This window comes from Oryzihumus leptocrescens (assembly GCF_006716205.1).
GTDB lineage: Bacteria > Actinomycetota > Actinomycetes > Actinomycetales > Dermatophilaceae > Oryzihumus > Oryzihumus leptocrescens.
This window is the reverse complement of sequence record NZ_VFOQ01000001.1, coordinates 1,222,421-1,243,355: the sequence shown is the minus strand read 5'-3', so window position 1 is coordinate 1,243,355 and position 20,935 is coordinate 1,222,421. Positions and strand designations below refer to the sequence as shown.

Sequence of the window (20,935 nt, the reverse complement as noted above, 5' to 3'; positions counted from 1 at the left end):
TACCGGGCTCGTCAGCGCCCGACCCTCGCCACCGCCTCGGCGACCGGCACCTCACCCTCGGTCAGCTCGAGCACCCGGCCCGAGGTGCCGGGTGCGGCCAGCAGGGCCGCCAGCGTCGCGGCCACGTCGTCGCGGCTCACCGCGCCGTAGGCGATGGCCGGGCCCAGGTTGATCCGGCCGGTGCCCGGCTCGTCGGTGAGGGTGCCCGGCCGCAGGATGGTCCAGGCCAGCGCGCTGGCCGCCAGGTGCACGTCGGAGGCCCGCTTGACCCGCACGTAGTTCTCGAACGTCTCGGGCAGGTCCCGGCCCCGGCCGGCGTCCATGAAGACCGACACCATGAGGAACCGGCGCACCCCCGCGCGCTCGGCCGCGTCGACCACCTTGACCGCCCCCTCGCCGTCGATGGCGTTGGTGGCCTGCGGCCCGCCCCTGCCCCCGGCGCCGGCACTGAACACCACCGCGTCCGCACCCTCCAGGCCCGCCGCGAGCTCGCCGACCGAGCCCGCCACCAGGTCGAGGAGCAGGGGCTCCACGCCCGCCGCCTTCAGGTCGGCCACCTGGTCATGGGTGCGCACCATGCCCACCGCGTCGTCCCCGCGTTCGGCCAGCAGGCGTCCCAGCCTGAGCCCGACCTTGCCGTGCCCTCCCACGATGACGACGCGCATCTGCTCCTCCGATCCTTGGCCGACAACGACCACAGTGCCACCACCCGGGGGCTAGCGTCGTCATCGTGCTGCTGCAGGCCGCCCTGAACGGGCCCCACACGACCACCGACCACCCGGCCGTCCCCGAGTCCGTCGAGGCGCTCGTGCGCGACGCGGTCGCCTGCGTCGGGGCCGGCGCCCGCGCCATCCACCTGCACCCTCGTGACGCCTCAGGCCGGGAGAGCCTGGAGCCGGCGGTCGTGGACGAGGTGGTGCGCCGGGTGCGCGGGGCCTGCGGGGTGCCGGTCGGGGTCACCACCGGTGCCTGGATCGAGCCGTCCGCGCCGTGGCGGGTGTCGCTGGTCAAGGGCTGGCGCGCGCCGGACTTCGCCTCGGTCAACGTCAGCGAGGAGGGGTGGCTCGAGGTGGCGCGGGCACTGCTGGACGCCGGGATCGGCGTCGAGGCGGGGGTCTGGACCGTGGGGGACGCCCACGCCCTGGCCGCCTCGGGGCTGGCCGGCGACCTCACCCGCGTGCTGGTCGAGGTGCTCGGCTCCCCGCGACAGGAGGCCGTGACCGTGGTCGACGCGATCCACGCGGCGCTGGACGCCGGTGGGGTCGCGGTCCCCCGGCTGCAGCACGGTGAAGGCGACGCGACGTGGGTGCTGCTGCAGGACGCCGTGCGCCGCGGGCTGGACACGCGCATGGGCCTGGAGGACACGCTCCTGCTGCCCGACGGCACCCCGGCCCGGGACAACGCGGAGCTCGTCGCCGGGGCGCGCGCCCTCGGCGCAGGCGGCTGACCCGACCGTCGCTCCCGGTCACCGGTCACCGCCCAGCAGCCCGAGCACCAGGTCCCGGGGCAGGCCGTGGGTCTGGTGCAGGTCGGTGAGGTCCGTCTCGCTCAGCGGCCCGCGGCGCAGCCGGCGCTCGACCAGGGGCCGGCCTCGCCGCACCAGCTCACCGAAGCGGCGCTCCTCCCCCAGCATCACCTCGCGCACGTGGCCGGGACCGGTCCGTCCGTGCTGGCGCAGCGTGTCCTCGAGCAGGTCCACCGGCAGGTCCGACAGGCTCGACCCCGGCTCGTGCCGCCACAGCAGGGTCAGGCTGCGTCGCACCAGCCGGCGCAGCACGTAGCCGCGGCCGCTGCTGGAGGGCCGCACGCCGTCGCCGATGACGACGGTGCCAGAACGCAGGTGGTCGGTGACCACGCGCGAGTCACGCGAGCCCATCGGCCAGAGCCGGCCGACGGTGTCCGTCCACGGCCGCAGCAGGTCGGTCTCGTGCACCGAGCCCACGCCCTGCAGCACCGTGAGCAGCCGTTCCAGGCCCATCCCGGTGTCCACGTTGGGCTGCTGCAGGGGCACGAGCCGCCCGTCGTCGAGGCGGCGGTGGCGCATCATCACGTGGTTCCAGACCTCCACCCAGCCCGGGTCGGTGGTGGGGGTGCCGGTCGGCCGGCCCTCACCGGTCCAGACGAACACTTCGGAGTCGGGACCGCACGGACCGGTGGGCCCGTTGGACCACCAGTTGTCCTCCACGGTCAGCTCGACCGGCACGCCCAGCTCGCGCCAGGTGCGCAGCGACTCCAGGTCGGGTCCGACCTGCTCGTCACCGCCGAACACGGTCACGTGCAGCCGGTCGTGGTCCAGGCCGAAGCCCTCGCGCAACAGCTCATAACCCCAGCGCAGGCTCATCGGGCCGGGGTAGTCGCCCAGCGACCAGGTGCCGAGCATCTCGAACACGGTCAGGTGGGTGTCGTCACCGACCTCGTCGAGGTCGGTGGTGCGCAGGCACCGCTGGAGGTTGACCAGCCGGCGACCCTGCGGGTGTGGCTCACCGAGCAGGTGCGGGGTCAGCGGGTGCATCCCGGAGGTGGTGAACAGCACCGGGTCGCCGTCGGGTGGGATCAGCGAGGTGCCCTGCACGCGGCGGTGGCCGCGCTCACGGTAGAAGTCGAGGAATCTCGAGCGGACGTCGTGGGAGTCCATGGTGATGGCCTTCCGGTCGGGACGACCGGGAACGGCGACGGGGGCGGAAGCCGCGTCGAGGGGCCATCGACCAGGCGTCCGGCGAGCCGTCTCCGGTCGCCGGGGGTGGATGGAGGGTCAGGCAGCGGCGACCAGCGAGCGGGTAGCTCGCGTGGCCGCGGAGGTGCGCTGGATGACCGACATGTCCCCACGGTAGCCGCCGCACCGTGGCCGGTGCCCGGAATTTGCCGGCCGGATCGAACACCTGTCCGTCGAACAGGCGTACAGTGAGGGTATGACGGTGGCTCTCCAGGGATCCCTGCTCGACGCGGTCGACGAGGTCGGCCTGCGACCACTCGGCGCCGCCGTGCGCCGCACGCCGCTCAGCCGCGGGGCCTGGGTCGACGTGCGCCCGGGCTGGCTGACCGGCTCCGACGAGGTGTTCGCCCGGCTCTCCCAGGACGTGCCGTGGCATGGCGAGCGGCGGCAGATGTACGACCGCGAGGTCGACGTCCCCCGGCTGCTCGCCTTCTACGACGAGGGCGTGCGCCTGCCGCACCCGGTGCTCGAGGCGGCCCGCGAGGCGCTCAGCCGGCACTACGCCGCCGAGCTCGGCGAGCCGTTCCGCACGGCAGGGCTGTGCCTCTACCGCGACGGCCGCGACAGCGTCGCCTGGCACGGCGACACGATCGGGCGCAGCCGCACCGAGGACACCATGGTCGCCATCATCTCGGTCGGCACCCCGCGGGCCCTGCTGCTGCGCCCGCGCGGTGGCGGCGGGCAGACCGTGCGCCACGTGCTCGGCCACGGCGACCTCGTCGTCATGGGCGGCTCGTGCCAGCGCACCTGGGAGCACGCGATCCCCAAGACAGCCAGACCGGTCGGGCCGCGCATCAGCATCCAGTTCCGCCCGCGCGGCGTGCGCTGACCGCGAGGCGAGCACCCGGCACACCGGGGCGTGACCGAGGCGGTATGCCGTGTCGCGCCGATCCCGCCTCGCGCACCCGGGCGCGATGGCAGGATCGCGAAACGTGAGCACGACCGGGGACCTGCTGCGCGACATCGACGACCACTGCGACGCCGTGTTGCGGCGCGATGCCGAGGCACGCCCGTTCGGCCCGCTGACACTGTTCCTGGCCGACCGGGGCGGCCCCTTCCACGCCCGGCCGACACCGGACGGCGCCGAGGTGACCCCCGGTGACATCGCGACGATGCGGCGCGTCCAGCGCGAGCTCGGGGTGCCCGAGTCGTTCGAGTGGGTCGACCAGACCTGCCCGTCCATGGCGGCCGCGGCAAGGGCGGCCGGGCTGGTGGTCACGACCCACCCCCTGCTGGCCCTGACGCACCCGGCTGCCGTCGTGGTCCCCGACCTCCCCGACGGCGTCCGGCTACGGGTCATCACCGCCGACGACCCCGACCTCCCGGGCGTCCGGGCCTGCGTGCGCCTGGCCTTCCGCTGCCCCGGGACCGCGACGGGCGCCATCGGCCCGGCGGAGCGTGACACCGCCCTGGCGTCGTCCACGGACGACGACCTCGACCGCAACGCCCGCTACCGCGAGCGCATCCAGCGCGGGCGCACCACGATGGTGGGGGCGTTCACCGACGAGGGCGCGGTCGGCGGCGGCAACCTCACGCCGCTGGGCCAGGTGGGCGAGATCGTCGGGGTGGGCGTGCTGCCGGCCGTGCGCCGGCAGGGAGTCGCGGCAGCGATCACCACAAGGCTGGCACAGGAGGCCGCGGCGGACGGGGTGCGCACACTGTTCCTCTCGGCGCAGGACCAGGCCGTGGCGCGGGTCTACGCCAGGCTGGGGTTCACCTGCATCGGCAGCACGGGCCGGGCCGAGCCGTGATCGGTGACCGGTGGGGCGTGACCGACGCCGAGACCACGCGGCACTACCCGTGCGACGACGTCGTGCGCGCACCGACCCTGCAGGCGTGGCGGGGAGTGAGTGTGCACGCGCCCCCGGCGGCCGTGTGGCCGTGGCTCAGGCAGGTGCGGCTCGCGCCGTACTCCTACGACTGGATCGACAACCGCGGTCGTCGCTCCCCGCGCCGCCTGATGGCTCTCCCCGAGCCGCGGGTGGGCGACGCCTTCACCACTGCCGGGGGCCGCCAGCTGGGGCGGGTCGTCTCGGTCGACCCGGGGGACCAGCTGACCGCGACGATCCTGGGCGCGTTCATGTCCTATGTCCTCGTGCCCGTCGGAGACGGCACGACGCGGCTGCTGCTCAAGGTCGTCGCGACCACCAGCCGGCTGGTCACACCGGTGCTGTCCGCCGGCGACCTGGTCATGGCACGCCGCCAGCTGCTCAACCTCAAGGCCCTGGCCGAGCGGGAAGCCCGTCCCGGGCCGCAGTGACCCCGGCACGAGTGCCGTGCGGGGGGCGCCTGCAGGCTCACCGGGGCACGCGGCTCAGGGCCGCGGGCCCTGCCCCCTGAGGGCGCGGACCTCCTCCTCGAGGGCGGCCACCTGGCTGATGAGGGTGCGCAACAGCTGCTCGAGCGACTCGGTCTCGCGCATCGACTCGGCCAGCTCCTCCTCGACGTCGGCGACCTCTTCCTCCATCGCCGCGGCCCGCACCAGGAGTCGCTGCGTCACCGCGAGCGCGATCGAGGCGGCCACGCCGCCGAGGATGGCGACGCCGCCGACCATGACGACTGCCGCGACGACGCGGCCCGCGGGACTGACCGGGTAGTGGTCGCCGTAGCCGACCGTGGTCAGCGTCGTCAGCGCCCACCACAGGCAGTCACCCAGGGAGTGCAGGTTGGAGCCCGGCTCGTCCCGCTCGAACGCCCAGGCAAGGCTTCCCCCGCCCAGCACGAGGACGACGGCCGCTGCGGTGACCACCGCCGCGATGCGCGCGATGACACCCCAGCCCGGAGGTGCCAGGGGCGCCGCCACGGGCAGCGGGCCGGTGGGAGGGGGAAGCGGCACGGCACCCGTGCCGCTCCCGTTCCTCCTGCGGTTGCCGTTCATGCTCCCCCAGCCATGGGCTCAGGCGACGTCGCGCTCGGAGCGGTTGACCGCGGAGACGACGGCCTTGAGCGAGGCGATGACGATGTTGGCGTCGAGCCCGACACCCCACAGGACCCGCTCGCCGACCGCGCACTCGACGTAGGCCGCGGCCCGGGCGTCACCACCCGAGGACAGCGCGTGCTCGTGGTAGTCGAGGACCCGCACGTCCACGTCGAGGCCGGACAGCGCCTCGACGAACGCGGCGATCGGGCCGTTGCCGACCCCCTCGACGGTGCGTTCCTGGCCGTGGTCGGTGAGCGTCACCGAGATCCGGTCGGCGCCGTCGACCGTGCTGTCCGAGCGCATCGAGACCAGCGCGAACCGGCCCCAGCCGGCCCCGGTCGCGGGGAGGTACTCGTCCTGGAAGGTCTCCCACAGCTGCGCCGCGGACACCTCGCCACCCTCGGAGTCGGTGCGCGCCTGGACCACGCCGCTGAACTCGATCTGCAGCCGGCGCGGCAGGTCGAGGTGGTGCTCGGACTTGAGCAGGTAGGCCACGCCGCCCTTGCCGGACTGGCTGTTGACGCGCACGACCGCCTCGTAGGACCGCCCGATGTCGTGCGGGTCGATCGGCAGGTAGGGCACCGCCCAGGTGAGGTCGTCCACGCCCTTGCCCTCGGCGGTGGCGTCGGCGGCCATCGCCTCGAAGCCCTTCTTGATCGCGTCCTGGTGCGAGCCGGAGAACGCGGTGAAGACCAGGTCACCGCCGTAGGGGTGGCGCTCGTGCACCGGCAGCTGGTTGCAGTGCTCCACGGTGCGGCGGATCTCGTCGATGTCGGAGAAGTCGATCTCGGGGTCGATGCCCTGGCTGAACAGGTTCATGCCCAGCGTCACCAGGCAGACGTTGCCGGTGCGCTCGCCGTTGCCGAACAGGCAGCCCTCGATCCGGTCGGCGCCGGCCAGGTAGCCCAGCTCGGCCGCCGCGACGCCGGTGCCCCGGTCGTTGTGCGGGTGCAGCGAGAGCACGACCGACTCGCGCCGGTTGAGGTGGCGCGACATCCACTCGATCGAGTCGGCGTAGACGTTGGGCGTGGCCATCTCCACGGTCGCCGGCAGGTTGACGATCATCTTGTGGTCCGGCGTCGGGTCGAACACGTCGATGACCGCGTTGCAGATCCGCGCGGCGAACTCCAGCTCGGTGCCGGTGTAGGACTCCGGGGAGTACTCGTAGTAGACGTCCGTCTCGGGGATGGTCTCCTCGAGCTTGCGGCACAGCCGGGCGCCCTGCAGCGCGATGTCGACGATGCCGTCCTGGTCGAGGCCGAAGACCACGCGCCGCTGGAGCACCGAGGTGGAGTTGTAGAGGTGGACGATCGCCTGCTTCGCGCCGCGGATCGCGTCGTAGGTGCGCTCGATGAGGTGGTCCCGCGCCTGCGTCAGCACCTGGATCGTCACGTCGTCGGGGATGTGCCCGCCCTCGATGAGCATGCGCACGAAGTCGAAGTCGGTCTGGCTCGCCGAGGGGAAGCCGACCTCGATCTCCTTGTAGCCCATGCGGACCAGGAGGTCGAACATGCGCTTCTTGCGCTCGGGACTCATCGGGTCGATCAGGGCCTGGTTGCCGTCACGCAGGTCCACGGCGCACCAGCGCGGCGCGGTGTCCATGCGCTTCGTCGGCCACGTGCGGTCGGGCAGGTCCACGACGATCTGGTCATGGAAGGGCTGGTACTTGCCGACCGGCATACCGCTGGGCTGCTGGGGGTGGATCATGTTCTCGCCTCTACGTGTTCGCGGGTTCAAGGTGAGGCCTGGGCAACACGGACTCCGCGACGAGGGGCGGCCGTCTTACAGGGCCCCGCCGCGGCGGCGAAGGAGGAGCAGCGCTCCCGGCGCGGTACGCACAAACCGAGGGTATGCCGCGCCACTCACCGGAGTCCACCGGGTGGACCCCGGTCCCGCATCGTGGGACCGCGCACTCCCCTAGGCTGCCGCGTGTGTTCATCCTCGAGCTGACCTACACCGCCCCGCTGGACCGGATCGACGCGCTCCTGGAGGAGCACGTCGCGTGGCTGGACGCCGGCTACGCCGAAGGGGTGTTCGTCGCCTCCGGGCGCAAGAACCCCCGCGACGGCGGCGTCATCATCGCGGTGGGCCGGGACCGTCACGCGGTCGAGGCGCGGGTTGCTTCCGACCCGTTCGCGGTCCAAGGCGTCGCGGAGTACCGCGTGGTGGAGTTCGTGCCGACCAAGACCGCCGCCGGGCTCGAGGGCTACCGCGAGACGTTGGCTGTCTGACCGGGTCCCGGTCAGTTCCTGGCCGTCCCGGCTGATCGGAGCGCTGTGCGACACAGCCCGAGCGCGCGCACACTGGGGGCAGTGGGCGCGGGCGCGTCCGGGTGGAGGGGCGATGACCGAGGCAGAGCGTCCCGACGGGCTGTCGGGGAGGCGCCGGACCCGGGATCCGGGTGACTTCGACGTCGCGTATGCGACCGGGACCCCACCCTGGGACATCGGCCGGCCCCAGCCGGCGTTTCGCGCACTGGCCGATGACGGACGTCTGGTGGGCCGGGTGCTCGACGTCGGCTGTGGCACCGGTGAGCACGCCCTCCTTGCGGCCGCGCTCGGTCTCGTGGCCACCGGGGTCGACACGTCCGCCACCGCGATCGCGATCGCCCGGCGCAAGGCCGAGGAGCGGGCCCTGCACGCCCGGTTCCTGGTCCAGGACGCGCTCGACCTCGGCGCACTCGGCGAGTCCTTCGACACCGTCCTCGACTGCGGGCTCTTCCACGTCTTCGACGACGCCGACCGGGCCACGCTCGTCGAGGGCCTGCGGGCGTCGATGCCGGTCGGCGCCAGGTACCACCTGCTCTGCTTCAGCGACGCCGAGCCCGGGGACTGGGGTCCCCGCCGCATCCGGCAGGAGGAGATCCGTCGCGCCTTCGCCGACGGCTGGCGGGTGGAGACCATCGAGCCGACGAGCCTCGAGGTCACCATCGACCCCGGACACGCACACGCCTGGCTGGCGGCGATCGTGCGGGCCTGACCTTCTGCGGCGGTTCCGGCTCTTCGGGGTGCAGCTGTCGGTCCCCGGGTGCACCGTGGGCGCATGGGGAACTCACACGCACCGCATCCGGTCTGCTCGATCCTGCCGCCCTACCTCGTGGAGCGGCTCACCCGCCACGACGACCCTGCCGTCGCCGAGGCCGCCCAGCGCACGCTGCGCCTCGACCGCGAGGTCCGGGGCCGGCGCGAGACCCGCGCCGCACGCGTGGGCAGCGGCCGACGGGCCTCCTCGCAGCCGGCGACCGGCGCCGAGCAGGGCATCATCCCGCCCTACCTGCGCCACGCCCCGGCGCCCGGCACGCAGCCGGCGGAGGCCGCCACCGCGGGCGGCGGACCGAAGCGCCAGGTCGACGACGCCAAGCATGGCACGACGCTGCCGGGCACGCCGGTGCGGCACGAGGGCGAGCCCCCGGTCGCCGACGCCTCGGCCAACGAGGCCTATGACGGCCTCGGCGCCACGTGGCAGCTCTACTGGACCGCCTACCAGCGGGACTCCCTCGACGGCGCCGGGCTGCCTCTGGTCGCCAGCGTCCACTACGACACCGGCTTCGACAACGCGTTCTGGGACGGCGAGCAGATGGTGTTCGGCGACGGCGACGGCACCTGGTTCCGCTCGTTCACCGACTGCATCGACGTCATCGGCCACGAGCTGACCCACGGCGTCACGCAGTTCACCGCGGGCCTGACCTACGTGGGGCAGTCGGGCGCCCTCAACGAGTCGGTGTCCGACGTGTTCGGCTCGCTGGTCAAGCAGATGTCGCTGGGGCAGACCGCGGAGCAGGCCGACTGGCTCATCGGCCAGGGGCTGTTCACCCCGCAGGTGAAGGGCGTCGCGCTGCGCTCGATGAAGGCGCCGGGCACCGCCTACAACGACCCGCACCTGGGCCAGGACCCGCAGCCGGCGACGATGGACGGCTACGTCGACCTGCCCCACGACGACCAGCACGACAACGGCGGGGTGCACACCAACTCCGGCATCGCCAACCACGCCTTCTACCTGGCCGCGACCGCGGTCGGCGGCCACGCCTGGGAGGGCGCGGGCCAGGTCTGGTACGACGTGCTCACCGGCTCCGGGCTGCCCAAGGACGTGGACTTCCATGGGTTCGCCACCGCCACGGTCGAGGCAGCCGGCAAGCGCTTCGGCGCCGACAGCCGTGAGGCCGCCGCGGTCCAGGACGCCTGGACCCAGGTCAAGGTGCTCTGAGCGGGCACGCCCTGCCCGGGGTGGCACCGCGCGGCGCCACCCCGGTCACGGGGTCCGGGCCGGCCGGCGAGCGGCCGACCCGGACCACGGCCTCAGGACAGGTCGAACCGGTCGAGGTTCATGACCTTGTCCCACGCCGCGACGAAGTCACGCGCGAACTTCTCCGTGGCGTCGTCGGCCGCGTAGACCTCGCAGATGCCACGCAGCTGGGAGTTCGAGCCGAAGACCAGGTCGACGGCCGTGGCGGTCCACGTGGTCTCACCGGTGGCGCGGTCGCGGCCCTCGTAGACGTTCTCCGCCTGGCCGGACGCCTTCCACTCCGTGCGCATGTCGAGCAGGTTGACGAAGAAGTCGTTGCTCAGCGTGCCGGGGCGGTCGGTCAGGACGCCATGGGACGAGCCCGCGGCCGTGGCCCCCAGTGCCCGCAGGCCGCCGACCAGCACCGTCATCTCCGGGGCGGTCAGCGTGAGCAGGTTGGCCTTGTCGAGCAGCAGCACCTCCGGCGGGAGCTTCTCGCCGGCCCGCAGGTAGTTGCGGAAGCCGTCGGCCCGCGGCTCGAGCACGGTGAAGGCCTCGACGTCGGTCTGCTCCTGCGAGGCGTCGGTGCGACCCGGCGTGAACGGGACCGTGACGTCGACGCCGGCGTCCCTCGCCGCCTTCTCGATCGCCGCGACGCCGCCCAGCACGACCAGGTCGGCCAGCGAGACCTTCCGGCCGGAGCCAGCGGCGTTGAAGTCCTGCTGGACCTGGCCGAGCTTCTCCAGCACCGGTGCCACGTCGGCGTTGGACTCCCAGCTGCGCTGCGGCTCCAGGCGGATCCGCGCACCGTTGGCGCCACCGCGCATGTCGGTGCCGCGGAAGGTCGCCGCCGACGCCCACGCCGTGGTGACGAGCTGGCTGACCGACAGGCCCGTGGCCAGGACCTGCTCCTTCAGCGCGGCGACGTCGCTGTCGGTGACCAGCTCGTGGTCGACCGCGGGGACGGGGTCCTGCCACAGCTGCGCCTCGGGCACCCACGGGCCGAGGTAGCGCTGGACCGGGCCCATGTCACGGTGCAGCAGCTTGTACCAGGCCTTGGCGAACGCGAGCGCGAACGCCTCGGGGTCCTCGAGGAAGCGACGCGAGACCCTTTCGTACTCGGGGTCGAAGCGCAGCGCCAGGTCGGTGGTGAGCATCGTCGGCCTGTGCCTCTTCGACGGGTCGTGCGCGTCGGGCACGTCGGCCTCGGCGTCCTTCGCGACCCACTGCTTGGCGCCGGCGGGGCTCTCCGTCAGCTCCCACTCGTGGCCGAAGAGCCTCTGGAAGAAGCCGTGGCCCCACGTCGTCGGCGTGCTGGTCCAGGTGACCTCGAGGCCGGAGGTGATCGTGTCGCCACCCCTGCCGGTGCCGTAGGTGTTCTTCCAGCCCAGGCCCTGCTCCTCCAGCGGCGCCGCCTCCGGCTCCGGACCGACGTACTCGGCGCTCGCCGCACCGTGGGTCTTGCCGAAGCTGTGGCCGCCGGCGATGAGGGCCACGGTCTCCTCGTCGTTCATCGCCATCCGGCGGAACGTCTCGCGGATGTCCCGGGCCGCGGCCAGCGGGTCGGGGTTGCCGTTCGGGCCCTCGGGGTTGACGTAGATCAGGCCCATCTGGACCGCGCCGAGCGGGTTGGCCAGCTCGCGGTCGCCGCTGTAGCGCTCGTCACCCAGCCAGGTGTCCTCGGTGCCCCAGAAGACCTCCTCGGGCTCCCAGATGTCCTCGCGGCCGAAGCCGAAGCCGAAGGTCTTGAAGCCCATCGACTCGAGGGCGACGTTGCCCGCGAGGACCAGCAGGTCGGCCCAGGAGATCGCGCGGCCGTACTTCTGCTTGACCGGCCACAGCAGGCGGCGCGCCTTGTCCAGGTTGGCGTTGTCGGGCCAGCTGTTGAGCGGGGCGAACCGCTGGGCGCCGGCACCGCCGCCGCCGCGGCCGTCCTCGATGCGGTAGGTGCCGGCGGAGTGCCAGCTCATCCGGATGAACAGGGGGCCGTAGTGGCCGTAGTCGGCCGGCCACCAGTCCTGCGAGGTGGTCATCACCTCGACGAGGTCGCGCTTGAGCGCCTCGACGTCGAGGGTCTGGAACGCCTCTGCGTAGCTGAAGTCCTCACCCATCGGGTTGGACCGCGGTGAGTGCTGGTGGAGGACCTGCAGGTTCAGCTGGTTGGGCCACCAGTCGCGGTTCGTCCGGGGCCGACCCGTCGTCTCGGGGGTCGGTGCGGGGATGACTGGGTTCTCGCTGTCGCTGCCGTGCTCGGTCACGTCGCTCGTTCTCCTGTCTGGCTTTTCGTGCGGTGGGCTGTCGCTCATCAGCTGAGCTGTCCCGGGTCCGGGGCCGTCACGCGCCCCCGGTCGGGACCGGTCTGGTGGCTCGGTGCGCCATCTGCCGGGACGGGGGCCGTCGCGACACATGCCGGGCACCGACCCCAGAAGATCACCTCGGCCTCGTCGACCTCGAAGGGGGCGCCGTCGGGCGTCAGGCAGGGGGCGTGGCCGACCAGGCAGTCGACGTCGGCGATGGCCCCGCACGAGCGGCACACGGCGTGGTGGTGGTTGTCCCCGACCCGCGCCTCGTAGCGCGCGACGGAGTCCTTGGGCTGGAGACGCCGCACCAGCCCGGCGGCCGTCAGGGCGCGGAGCACGTCGTAGACGGCCTGGTGGGAGACGGCTCCCAGGTCCTCGCGCACCACCCCGATGATCGAGTCGGTGTCGGCGTGCGGGTGGGCGTGCACAGCGCTCAGCACGGCCACCCGTGGTCGGGTCACGCGCAGGGTGGCCTGCCGCAGCAGGCTCTCGAAGTCCGGCGTCGTCGGCACCCTCCGAGTCTGGCCCACCGTCTGGAACCGATCAAGAACGGGCGGCCACCTGCTGCCCGTCAGGGCAGGAGCCGGCGACTCAGCGGCACCCACCGGGTCGCGGCCGGTCAGAAGCCCAGGCGCTGGAGCTGCTTGGGGTCGCGCTGCCAGTCCTTGGCGACCTTGACGTGCAGGTCGAGGTGGACCCGCTGGCCGAGCAGGGCCTCGATGCCGCGGCGCGCGTTCGTGCCGACCTCGCGCAGGCGGGAGCCGCCCTTGCCGATGATGATCGCCTTCTGGCTGGGCCGCTCCACGAAGACGTGCACGCGGACGTCCAGCAGCGGGTTGTCGTCCGGGCGCCCCTCCCGCGGCAGCATCTCCTCGACGACGACGGCGAGGCTGTGCGGCAGCTCGTCGCGCACGCCCTCCAGGGCGGCCTCGCGCACCAGCTCGGCGATCATGACCGCCTCGGGCTCGTCGGTCAGGACGCCGTCGGGGTAGAGCTGCGGCGAGACCGGCAGGTAGGAGGAGAGCAGCTCGCCGACCTCGGCGACCTGGTCGCCCCGGGTCGCGGAGCACGGGATGATCGCGTCCCACTCCCCCAGCTGGTCGATGGCGATGAGGTGCTCGGCCAGGCGCTGCTTGTCGACCAGGTCGGTCTTGGTCGCGATCGCCACGATCGGCCGCTTGCGCTTGGCCGCCTTGAGCTCGGCCAGCTCGCGGGCGATGAAGGTGTCGCCGGGGCCGATCTTCTGGTCGGCCGGCAGGCAGAAGCCGATGACGTCGACCTCGAGCAGGGTCTCGCGGACCAGGTTGTTCAGCCGCTCGCCCAGCAGCGTGCGCGGCTTGTGCAGCCCCGGGGTGTCCACGAGGATCAGCTGCGCCGCGTCCGTGGTGAGCACCCCGCGGATGGTGTGCCGCGTGGTCTGCGGCTTGCTGGAGGTGATCGCGACCTTCTGCCCCACCAGGGCGTTGGTCAGCGTCGACTTGCCGGCGTTGGGCCGACCCACCAGGCAGGCGAACCCTGCCCTGAACTCCTGTGTCACGAGGCTTCCTCCTGGCTCTCCGCCGCCGCGACCGGCATACCGGCAGGGCTGTCGTCGTCCTGCTGGGTCGCGCTCAAGGGTCGCACGACCACCGTGGCGACCCGGTGGCGGCGTCCCCCCATGCGCTCGGCGGTCAGGGACAGCCCGGCGACCTCGGCGTGGGACCCGGCGATCGGGACGCGCCCGATGGTCTTGCCGAGCAGGCCGCCGACGGTGTCGACCTCGTCCTCCTCGATGCTGACGTCGAACAGCTCGGCGAGGTCGTCGACGTGCATCGTCGCCGGCACGCGCACCGAGCCGTCCGGCAGCGTCTCCACGCCGGGCGACTCGCGGTCGTACTCGTCGGCGATCTCGCCCACGATCTCCTCGATCACGTCCTCGATGGTGACCAGGCCTGCGGTGCCGCCGTACTCGTCCACGACGATCGCCACATGGCTCTGGTCGCGCTGCATCTCGCGCAGCAGGTCGTCGACCGGCTTGCTCTCGGGCACGAACTGCGCGGGCCGCATGGCGTGCTGCACCGGCTGGGCGGCCGCCTCCGGCGAGGCGTTGACGCGGCGCACGACGTCCTTGAAGTAGAGCATCCCGAGCACGTCGTCGGGGCCGGCGCCGACCACCGGGATCCGGGAGAACCCGCTGCGCAGGAACAGCGACATGGCCTTCTGCAGCGTCTTGTCGGCCTCGATGGCGACCATGTCGGGGCGGGGCACCATGACCTCGCGCACGAGGGTGTCCCCGAGCTCGAAGACGGAGTGGATCATCTCCCGCTCGTCGGCCTCGATCAGCGCCGACTCCCCCGCCAGGTCGACCAGGTCGCGCAGCTCGGCCTCGGACTCGAACGGGCCGTCCCGGAAGCCGTGGCCGGGGGTGACGGCGTTGCCCAGCGCCACCAGCAGCCGGGCCACCGGCCCGAGCACCCGGCGCAGCCACACCAGCGTGGGCGCGGCGAGCAGCGCGATCCGGTCGGCGTGCTGGCGCCCGAGCGTGCGCGGCGAGACCCCCACGACGACGAAGGACACGACCGCCATGACCCCGATGCTGACCAGCAGGGCGGTCCAGAAGGAGTGAACCGTGGCCACCACCGCGAGGGTGATCATCACCGCGACGGCCGCCTCCGCGACGACGCGCACGAACGTCGCCACCGAGATGTATGCCGCGCTGTCGCCGACGATGAGGGCGAGCGCGGCCGAGCCGCGCCGTCCCTCCTCCTGAAGCTCCGCGGCACGGACGCGCGAGAGCCGGGAGATGGAGGACTCGGCGGCGGCGAGCAGGAACGCGACGAGGATGCTCGCGAGCGCCGCCAGGACGAGCTGGAGGACCATGGCGGACCGCGTCAGGCGCCGGCGCGACCGCGCGTGGCCAGGAACGTCAGCAGCAGCTGGCGCTGGAGCTCGAACATCTCGCGCTCCTCCTCCGGCTCGGCGTGGTCGTAGCCGAGCAGGTGCAGGATGCCGTGGGTGGTGAGGAGCAGCAGCTCCTCCTCGGTGGCGTGCCCGGCCTCGCGGGCCTGCCGGGCGGCGACCGACGGGCACAGCACGATGTCGCCGAGCACGCCCTCCTCGGGCTCCTGGCCGTCACGGCCGGGACGCAGCTCGTCCATCGGGAAGCTCATCACGTCAGTGGGGCCGGGCAGGTCCATCCACTGCACGTGCAGGACCTCCATCGCCGCCTCGTCGACGAGCTTCAGGCACAGGTCGGCCTGCGGGTGGACCCGCATCTGCTCCATGACGTAGCGCGCGCACGCGACGAGCTCCATCTCGTCGAGCGCGTAGTCGGTCTCATTGAGAACGTCGATGCTCACGGGGAGCAGTCACCGCCTTGGCGTTGGCTCGGCGCGCGGCGCGGTTGCCGGCAGGTCCGGTGGTCTGGTCGTCCCAGCGCCCGTAGGCGTCCACGATGGCGCTGACGAGGCGGTGGCGCACGACGTCGTGGCTGGTGAGCTGGGCGAAGTGCACGTCGTCGACGCCCTCGAGGATGTCCTGCACGATCCGCAGGCCCGACTGGGTGCCGCCGGGCAGGTCGACCTGGGTGACGTCGCCGGTGACGACCATCTTGGCGCCGAAGCCGAGACGGGTCAGGAACATCTTCATCTGCTCCGGCGAGGTGTTCTGCGCCTCGTCGAGGATGATGAACGCGTCGTTGAGGGTGCGCCCGCGCATGTAGGCCAGCGGCGCCACCTCGATCGTGCCGGCCGCCATGAGCCGCGGGATCGACTCGGGGTCGATCATGTCGTGCAACGCGTCGTAGAGCGGGCGCAGGTAGGGGTCGATCTTGTCGTTGAGGGTGCCGGGCAGGAAGCCGAGGCGCTCGCCGGCCTCGACCGCCGGGCGGGTCAGGATGATCCGGTTGACCTGCTTGGCCTGCAGCGCGGCGACCGCCTTGGCCATCGCCAGGTAGGTCTTGCCGGTGCCGGCCGGGCCGATGCCGAAGACGATGGTGTGCTCGTCGATGGCGTCGACGTAGCGCTTCTGGTTCAACGTCTTGGGCCGGATCGTGCGGCCACGGTTGGAGACGATGTTCATCGTCAGCACGTCGGCGGGACGCTCGGTGGTCTGCGCCCGGAGCATCCCGATGGAGCGCTCCACCGCGTCCCGGTTGAGCGGGTGCCCGGCGCCGATGACGACGAGGAGCTCGTCGATCAGCCGCTCGACCAGCGCCACGTCGGCCGGGTTGCCGGTCAGGTGGAACTCGTTGCCCCGCACGTGCACGTCGAGGTGCGGGAAGGCCCGCTCCATCGTGCGCAGCAGCTCGTCGCGGGGCCCGAGCAGGGACACCATCGAGACTTCACGCGGGATGACGATCGTGTGGGAGGGCGCCCCCGCCTGCGCCTGCTCGGTCTGCTGTGGGTCGTCTGTCATCGTGTCCTCAGTCTACGTGCCCGCTCAGCCGGGCGGCCACGCCATGTCACGGCCGCCGAGCACGTGGGCATGGGCGTGGAAGACGGTCTGGTGGGCGCGGGCACCGGTGTTGAAGACGGTGCGGTAGCCCTCCCACAGCCCCTCCTGGTCGGCGACCGCGCCGACGGCCTCCACCAGCGCCACCAGCGCCTCGGGCGCCGCGGCCGCGAGGGCCGCCGCGTCGGGGTGGTGGACCTTGGGGATGACGAGGACGTGCACCGGCGCCTGCGGCGAGATGTCACGGAAGGCGAGCGTGTGCTCGTCCTCCAGCACCACGTCCGCCGGGATCTCCCGGCGGATGATCCGGCAGAACAGGCAGTCGTCCGCGGCGGTCTCCTGATCAGTCATGCGACCGAGACTATCGGCGCGTCAACCGTTTTCAGCCGCTGCGCGTCCTTGTTGCGTGAGAACGTTGACCGTGGCCGAACGGGGAGAGCGGACGGGCATGGGGTCGCAGCGGTGGGCAGCGGGGACGGCCCTGACCGACCTGTATGCCGCGCACTGGGCCTCCCTGGTCCGGCTCGCCTGGCTGCTCGTGCGTGACCAGCAGGTCGCCGAGGAGGCGGTCCAGGACGCGTTCGTCTCGATGCACGCCCGCTGGCAGCAGCTGCGTGACCCCGAGGCGGCGCTGGCCTACCTGCGCCGGTCCGTGGTCAACACCTCACGCTCGGTCGTGCGGCACCGGGTGGTGGAGGACCGGCACCTCGCCCGCGAGGCGTCCTCCCCGACCTCGCCGTGGCGCACCACCGAGGCCAGCGCCGAGGAGCGGGCCGTGGCCCACGAGCAGGGCGAGGAGCTCCTCAGCGCCCTGCGCGGGTTGCCCCGACGGCAGCGCGAGGTGCTGGTGCTGCGCTACTACCTCGACCTGACCGAGGCCCAGATCGCCGACGCGCTCGGCATCTCCCCCGGCTCGGTCAAGTCCCACGCCCACCGGGGGCTGAGCAGCCTCCGGACCCAGATGGAGCCCCAGTCATGAGCGACGACGAGCTCGAGAGGCGGCTGCGCCGTGCCCTGCACGACGAGGCCGACCGCATCACCCCGACCGACCGATGGGACAGGATCCACGCCATGTCAGAGCAGCAGCAGGACCAGGGGGCACGCCGGCCGCGCTGGCTGGCCCCTGTCGCGGCGGCGGCCGCCGTCGCGCTCATCGCGGGTGGCGGCTTCGCCCTCGCCCGGCGCGGCGACTCCCGCACCCCCACGGTGGCCAGCACCACGAGCACCCCGACCACGCCGGCGGGGACGGGCAGCGGCAGCCCCAGCCCGGCGCGTTCGGCCACCCAGGTGGCGCCGACCGTCACCACGGCGCTGCCGGCCTACTTCGTCGGCTCCAACGGCGGAACCGGCGACCGGTGGGGCCTGTACCGCGAGTTCATCAACGCCCAGGTCCCGGGCAAGGCCACCGCCGAGGACCGGGCCCGGGCGGCCCTGGCACTGGCCATGCACAGCCGGCCCAGCCCCGACTACCTGACCGCCTGGGCCGGCACCTCGGTGTCCGGCGTCATGGTCTCTCCCACCGGCATCCGCATCACGCTGAGCAACAACGGCGCCGCCGGGTTCACCCGGGAGCAGACGCGCCTCGCGGTGCAGGGACTGGTCTGGACCGCCCAGGCCGCGGTCGGCAAGGGCACCTTGCCCGTGACCTTCACGGTCAGTGACGGCTCGACGACCCTGTTCGGCACCTGGCCCACCTCGAAGACCTACAACCGGCCCCCGGCCGACCAGACCTACCAGGACCTGGCCACGCTGTGGATCACGACGCCGCCGCGGGGCGCGGTGATCCACGCCGGCAACGACGTGGTCGTCACGGGGGAGTCCTGCTCCTTCGAGGGCACCTCGCAGTGGCAGCTCAAGCAGGGCTCGACGGTCGTCCGCTCCGGCCAGATGCAGGCGACGAGCGGCTGCCCGACCCGGGGCACCTGGCAGGTCGACCTGGGCACGCTCGCCTCGGGCACGTGGACGTTCCGCGCCTACGAGCGCGACATGCAGAACGGCACCACCACGGTGGGCGACACCTCGCACACCTTCACGGTGAAGTAGGCGATCGGCCCCCCGCCCGCCGCGAACGGCGGGCAGGGGCCGGTGGGCCGTCCGGGGGCACCGGTCCGGTGCTGGCCCTCACCACCAGCTCGGTCGGGAGCTGCGTCCGTGCCACCGGCAGGGGTCGGTCGGCGACCCTGGCGTCCATCGCCCGCAGCAGCGCGTCGACCACCGACTCGCCCTTGGCCGTGACGTCCTGGCGGACGGTTGTGAGCCGGAGCCGGGCAGCCAGCGGGCTGTCGTCGAAGCCGACGACCGAGAGGTCCTCGGGCACCCGCAGGCCCAGCTGCCCGGCGGCCTCGAGCACCCCGGCGGCGATGGTGTCCGAGAAGCACAGGACAGCCGTGGGCCGGCGCGGCCCGGACAGCAGGTCCCGGGCCAGGGCGGCCCCGTCGACCGCGGACAGGGTGCCCGGAGCAGTGACCGCGTCGAGGTGCCCACCGTCGAGCCCCTCACGCCACCCCTGCAGCCGCTCGGTCGTGTGGCCGCGGTAGCCCGCGACCGGCGCGGGGCTGATGGCAGCCACCCGGCGGTGGCCGAGGGCGTGCAGGTGCGCCGCGGCCGCACGCGCCCCGCCGCGGTCGTCGATGTTGACCGAGGCGGTCCCCTCCACCAGGGCCTGGTCGACGATGACCGTGGGCAGACGACGCTCCAGGACGACGTTGAGGGCCTCGGAGTCGGCCGAGCAGCCATAGACCACGACGCCGTCCATGGGCAGGTCGCGCGCCGGGACGAGCTCGGGCGTCCTGCTGGCCGCCAGGAGCGTCATCGACAGGGCCCGGGCGGACAGCCCCCGGGCGATGGCAGCCATGAACTCCACCGCAACCTCGTCCACGAACGCCTCCAGGGGCGAGTCCGTGAGCAGGACCCCGACGACCCCGCTCCGGCCGCGCGCGAGGGCGCGGGCGGTGGCGTCAGGCCCGGCGTAGCCGAGCTCGGCGGCCGTGGCCAGGATGCGCTCCCGCATCCCCCGCGAGAGCCGCTCCGGCCGGGAGTACGCGTTGGACACGGTCATCTTGGTCACGCCGACGGCGTCGGCGACCTGCTGCATCGTCACCCTGGTCATGCCTGCCGACGTCCTCCCGGGAGTGCTGCACCCTGCACGCCATGGTGGCCCACCTCGGGTGACCGCTCCGGGGCGCCCCGGCGCCGACCGGGCAGCACGTGACGGCCGAGCACGAGCAGGGCGACCGCGCAGGGCAGGGCCACGCAGGCCATCGCGTCCCCGACCGTGAGGGCCGTGCCTGCCAGTGAACCGACCAGCACCGGGGTCAGGAAGCCCGCCAGACGGTTGCCCAGGAACATCGCCCGCACCCCCTCCTTCTCTCGGCCGACCCGGCTGGCCGCCTCCGCCAGCAGGGGCGCCAGCGCACCCGTGCCCAGCCCCGCGGCGGCGAAGCCGGCGTAGGCGGACGCGACCCACGGGAGCAGGGCTGCGGCGCCCAACCCTGCCGCGCTGGTGAGCACACCGCCGGTGAACAGCCTTCGGCGCCCGAGGCGGACCGCCAGGTGGTCGCTGAGCAGCCGCCCCAGGGTCATGCCGGCCGTGAACGCGAAGTACCCGGCCGCGGCGGCGGAGGCCCCCAGTCCGAGGTCGTCGCGGAAGCGGAACGTCGTGAACTCCCCCGGCACGATGTCCAGCGGCACGATGGCCGCGCTGACCACGCCGATGAGCAGGACGGCCGCCAGCAGTCCCCGAGCAGTCCCCGGGGACCCGGCGTGCCGTTCGGAGGCGGGGATGGCGTCGTCCCGCAGCAGCCCGTGGCGCACGATGACCAGGCCTCCTCCGAGGGCGACGGCCAGGACCGCGAGGTGGACCGTGACGTCGACGTGTGCCCGGGCCATCAGGGCCGCCGCGAGCCCACCCGCGAGCGTGCCGAAGCTGTAGACCGCGGACAGCCGGCCCATCACCGGTGCCCCGCGGCGGAAGCCGAACACCGCCTTCTGGATCGTCACGGCGACGTCGACGACGACGTTGACGCTCATCATCATGACCACGGCCGCGACGAGGGCCAGCGGGCTGCGGGCCAGCCCCAGCATCGGGAGCGCGAGGACGTACATCGGCGCGGCCCAGACGATGACCGTCCGGCTGCCGTACCGGGCCACGAGCCTGGTCGCCACGACGGAGGCGAGCAGGGCGGCGAGGTTGCCGGTCGTCATGATCCGCCCGAGGACCGCGATGTCCACCCCCGCCCGGTCCCGCAGGTCGGGCAGCCGCGCCAGGTAGGTCGAGTAGACGAACGCGTTCACCACCACCTGCAGGGCGAGGGCGATGAAGGTGCGCCGGTCCCCTGCTCCCGTCATGAG

At 73.0% G+C, this 20,935-nt stretch carries 22 protein-coding genes; 9 read left to right on the top strand and 13 right to left on the bottom strand.

The features are described from left to right. Positions 1-11 precede the first annotated feature (11 nt). Positions 12-698: an SDR family oxidoreductase gene (locus FB474_RS05940; protein ID WP_221632449.1), complete on the bottom strand. Its 687-nt coding sequence runs from the start codon at positions 696-698 to the stop codon at positions 12-14. 32 nt (positions 699-730) lie between these two features. Between FB474_RS05940 and FB474_RS05935 the strand changes: the two genes are divergently transcribed. Then, positions 731-1,447, top strand: a complete 717-nt coding sequence (locus tag FB474_RS05935; protein WP_221632448.1) for a 3-keto-5-aminohexanoate cleavage protein — start codon at positions 731-733, stop codon at positions 1,445-1,447. An 18-nt stretch (positions 1,448-1,465) separates the two neighbouring features. Here FB474_RS05935 and FB474_RS05930 read toward each other — a convergent pair whose 3' ends face one another. Beyond that, a complete protein-coding gene (locus FB474_RS05930) occupies positions 1,466-2,635 on the bottom strand; it encodes an alanine--tRNA ligase-related protein (protein WP_141787801.1) in 1,170 nt (389 codons plus the stop codon). A 274-nt stretch (positions 2,636-2,909) separates the two neighbouring features. On the opposite strand from FB474_RS05930, the gene FB474_RS05925 reads away from it, so the two are divergent. The 3 genes from FB474_RS05925 (at position 2,910) to FB474_RS05915 (ending at position 4,973) form a co-directional block, all read left to right on the top strand. Further along, positions 2,910-3,542 (top strand): alpha-ketoglutarate-dependent dioxygenase AlkB, encoded by a 633-nt coding sequence (locus tag FB474_RS05925; protein WP_141787800.1) that lies wholly within the window; start codon positions 2,910-2,912, stop codon positions 3,540-3,542. A 103-nt stretch (positions 3,543-3,645) separates the two neighbouring features. After that, positions 3,646-4,464, top strand: a complete 819-nt coding sequence (locus FB474_RS05920) for a GNAT family N-acetyltransferase (protein WP_141787799.1) — start codon at positions 3,646-3,648, stop codon at positions 4,462-4,464. Between the two features lie 17 nt (positions 4,465-4,481). After that, complete coding sequence (locus FB474_RS05915; protein ID WP_221632447.1) at positions 4,482-4,973, top strand: hypothetical protein; 492 nt, start codon at positions 4,482-4,484, stop codon at positions 4,971-4,973. 54 nt (positions 4,974-5,027) lie between these two features. Here the strand turns inward: FB474_RS05915 and FB474_RS05910 are convergent, their stop codons facing one another. Further along, positions 5,028-5,549 carry a potassium channel family protein gene (locus FB474_RS05910; protein WP_185746056.1) on the bottom strand — a complete coding sequence of 174 codons (522 nt, stop codon included), beginning with the start codon at positions 5,547-5,549 and terminating at the stop codon, positions 5,028-5,030. 60 nt (positions 5,550-5,609) lie between these two features. After that, positions 5,610-7,340: a 2-isopropylmalate synthase gene (leuA, locus tag FB474_RS05905; protein WP_141787796.1), complete on the bottom strand. Its 1,731-nt coding sequence runs from the start codon at positions 7,338-7,340 to the stop codon at positions 5,610-5,612. A 224-nt stretch (positions 7,341-7,564) separates the two neighbouring features. Here leuA and FB474_RS05900 point away from each other — a divergent pair, with 224 nt between their 5' ends. The 3 genes from FB474_RS05900 to FB474_RS05890 all read left to right on the top strand — a co-directional run bounded on the left by FB474_RS05900 (position 7,565) and on the right by FB474_RS05890 (position 9,836). Next, positions 7,565-7,864, top strand: coding sequence for a YciI family protein (locus FB474_RS05900; RefSeq protein ID WP_141787795.1), 300 nt, complete (start codon positions 7,565-7,567; stop codon positions 7,862-7,864). A gap of 112 nt (positions 7,865-7,976) precedes the next feature. Continuing rightward, a complete protein-coding gene (locus FB474_RS05895; protein WP_141787794.1) occupies positions 7,977-8,612 on the top strand; it encodes a class I SAM-dependent methyltransferase in 636 nt (211 codons plus the stop codon). Positions 8,613-8,675: 63 nt separating this feature from the next. Continuing rightward, positions 8,676-9,836: a M4 family metallopeptidase gene (locus FB474_RS05890; RefSeq protein ID WP_141787793.1), complete on the top strand. Its 1,161-nt coding sequence runs from the start codon at positions 8,676-8,678 to the stop codon at positions 9,834-9,836. A gap of 92 nt (positions 9,837-9,928) precedes the next feature. Here FB474_RS05890 and katG read toward each other — a convergent pair whose 3' ends face one another. The 7 genes from katG to FB474_RS05855 all read right to left on the bottom strand — a co-directional run bounded on the left by katG (position 9,929) and on the right by FB474_RS05855 (position 16,936). Then, positions 9,929-12,160, bottom strand: a complete 2,232-nt coding sequence (katG, locus tag FB474_RS05885; RefSeq protein WP_141787792.1) for a catalase/peroxidase HPI — start codon at positions 12,158-12,160, stop codon at positions 9,929-9,931. Next, positions 12,160-12,666, bottom strand: coding sequence for a Fur family transcriptional regulator (locus FB474_RS05880; RefSeq protein ID WP_141787791.1), 507 nt, complete (start codon positions 12,664-12,666; stop codon positions 12,160-12,162). Before FB474_RS05880 ends, katG begins: the two co-directional genes overlap by 1 nt. A gap of 107 nt (positions 12,667-12,773) precedes the next feature. Next, positions 12,774-13,691 carry a GTPase Era gene (gene era, locus FB474_RS05875; RefSeq protein WP_141787790.1) on the bottom strand — a complete coding sequence of 306 codons (918 nt, stop codon included), beginning with the start codon at positions 13,689-13,691 and terminating at the stop codon, positions 12,774-12,776. Continuing rightward, on the bottom strand, positions 13,688-15,013 hold the full coding sequence (locus FB474_RS05870) for a hemolysin family protein (protein WP_141787789.1): 1,326 nt from the start codon (positions 15,011-15,013) through the stop codon (positions 13,688-13,690). The genes era and FB474_RS05870 overlap by 4 nt, the downstream gene beginning before the upstream one ends. An 11-nt stretch (positions 15,014-15,024) precedes the next feature. Next, positions 15,025-15,492 carry an rRNA maturation RNase YbeY gene (gene ybeY / locus FB474_RS05865; RefSeq protein WP_141787788.1) on the bottom strand — a complete coding sequence of 156 codons (468 nt, stop codon included), beginning with the start codon at positions 15,490-15,492 and terminating at the stop codon, positions 15,025-15,027. Further along, a complete protein-coding gene (locus tag FB474_RS05860; protein WP_141787787.1) occupies positions 15,470-16,549 on the bottom strand; it encodes a PhoH family protein in 1,080 nt (359 codons plus the stop codon). Before FB474_RS05860 ends, ybeY begins: the two co-directional genes overlap by 23 nt. 24 nt (positions 16,550-16,573) lie before the next feature. Continuing rightward, positions 16,574-16,936 carry a histidine triad nucleotide-binding protein gene (locus FB474_RS05855; RefSeq protein ID WP_141787786.1) on the bottom strand — a complete coding sequence of 121 codons (363 nt, stop codon included), beginning with the start codon at positions 16,934-16,936 and terminating at the stop codon, positions 16,574-16,576. A gap of 97 nt (positions 16,937-17,033) precedes the next feature. On the opposite strand from FB474_RS05855, the gene FB474_RS05850 reads away from it, so the two are divergent. Beyond that, positions 17,034-17,564 carry a SigE family RNA polymerase sigma factor gene (locus FB474_RS05850; protein ID WP_141789837.1) on the top strand — a complete coding sequence of 177 codons (531 nt, stop codon included), beginning with the start codon at positions 17,034-17,036 and terminating at the stop codon, positions 17,562-17,564. After that, on the top strand, positions 17,561-18,628 hold the full coding sequence (locus tag FB474_RS05845; protein ID WP_141787785.1) for a Gmad2 immunoglobulin-like domain-containing protein: 1,068 nt from the start codon (positions 17,561-17,563) through the stop codon (positions 18,626-18,628). Before FB474_RS05850 ends, FB474_RS05845 begins: the two co-directional genes overlap by 4 nt. Here the strand turns inward: FB474_RS05845 and FB474_RS05840 are convergent. After that, positions 18,615-19,694, bottom strand: a complete 1,080-nt coding sequence (locus tag FB474_RS05840) for a LacI family DNA-binding transcriptional regulator (RefSeq protein WP_141787784.1) — start codon at positions 19,692-19,694, stop codon at positions 18,615-18,617. The two genes, FB474_RS05845 and FB474_RS05840, sit on opposite strands and share 14 nt — an antisense overlap. Then, on the bottom strand, positions 19,691-20,932 hold the full coding sequence (locus FB474_RS05835) for an MFS transporter (RefSeq protein ID WP_141787783.1): 1,242 nt from the start codon (positions 20,930-20,932) through the stop codon (positions 19,691-19,693). Before FB474_RS05835 ends, FB474_RS05840 begins: the two co-directional genes overlap by 4 nt. Between the last annotated feature and the right edge of the window lie 3 nt (positions 20,933-20,935).

Bases quoted from the DNA above. Each gene is read 5' to 3' on its own strand.
- FB474_RS05840 (WP_141787784.1), bottom strand. From the start codon at position 19,694: ATGACCAGGGTGACGATGCAGCAGGTCGCCGACGCCGTCGGCGTGACC.
- FB474_RS05870 (WP_141787789.1), bottom strand. From the start codon at position 15,013: ATGGTCCTCCAGCTCGTCCTGGCGGCGCTCGCGAGCATCCTCGTCGCG.
- FB474_RS05835 (WP_141787783.1), bottom strand. From the start codon at position 20,932: ATGACGGGAGCAGGGGACCGGCGCACCTTCATCGCCCTCGCCCTGCAG.
- FB474_RS05925 (WP_141787800.1), top strand. From the start codon at position 2,910: ATGACGGTGGCTCTCCAGGGATCCCTGCTCGACGCGGTCGACGAGGTC.
- FB474_RS05845 (WP_141787785.1), top strand. From the start codon at position 17,561: ATGAGCGACGACGAGCTCGAGAGGCGGCTGCGCCGTGCCCTGCACGAC.
- leuA (WP_141787796.1), bottom strand. From the start codon at position 7,340: ATGATCCACCCCCAGCAGCCCAGCGGTATGCCGGTCGGCAAGTACCAG.
- FB474_RS05895 (WP_141787794.1), top strand. From the start codon at position 7,977: ATGACCGAGGCAGAGCGTCCCGACGGGCTGTCGGGGAGGCGCCGGACC.
- FB474_RS05855 (WP_141787786.1), bottom strand. From the start codon at position 16,936: ATGACTGATCAGGAGACCGCCGCGGACGACTGCCTGTTCTGCCGGATC.
- FB474_RS05930 (WP_141787801.1), bottom strand. From the start codon at position 2,635: ATGGACTCCCACGACGTCCGCTCGAGATTCCTCGACTTCTACCGTGAG.
- FB474_RS05860 (WP_141787787.1), bottom strand. From the start codon at position 16,549: ATGACAGACGACCCACAGCAGACCGAGCAGGCGCAGGCGGGGGCGCCC.
- FB474_RS05890 (WP_141787793.1), top strand. From the start codon at position 8,676: ATGGGGAACTCACACGCACCGCATCCGGTCTGCTCGATCCTGCCGCCC.
- FB474_RS05850 (WP_141789837.1), top strand. From the start codon at position 17,034: ATGGGGTCGCAGCGGTGGGCAGCGGGGACGGCCCTGACCGACCTGTAT.
- katG (WP_141787792.1), bottom strand. From the start codon at position 12,160: ATGAGCGACAGCCCACCGCACGAAAAGCCAGACAGGAGAACGAGCGAC.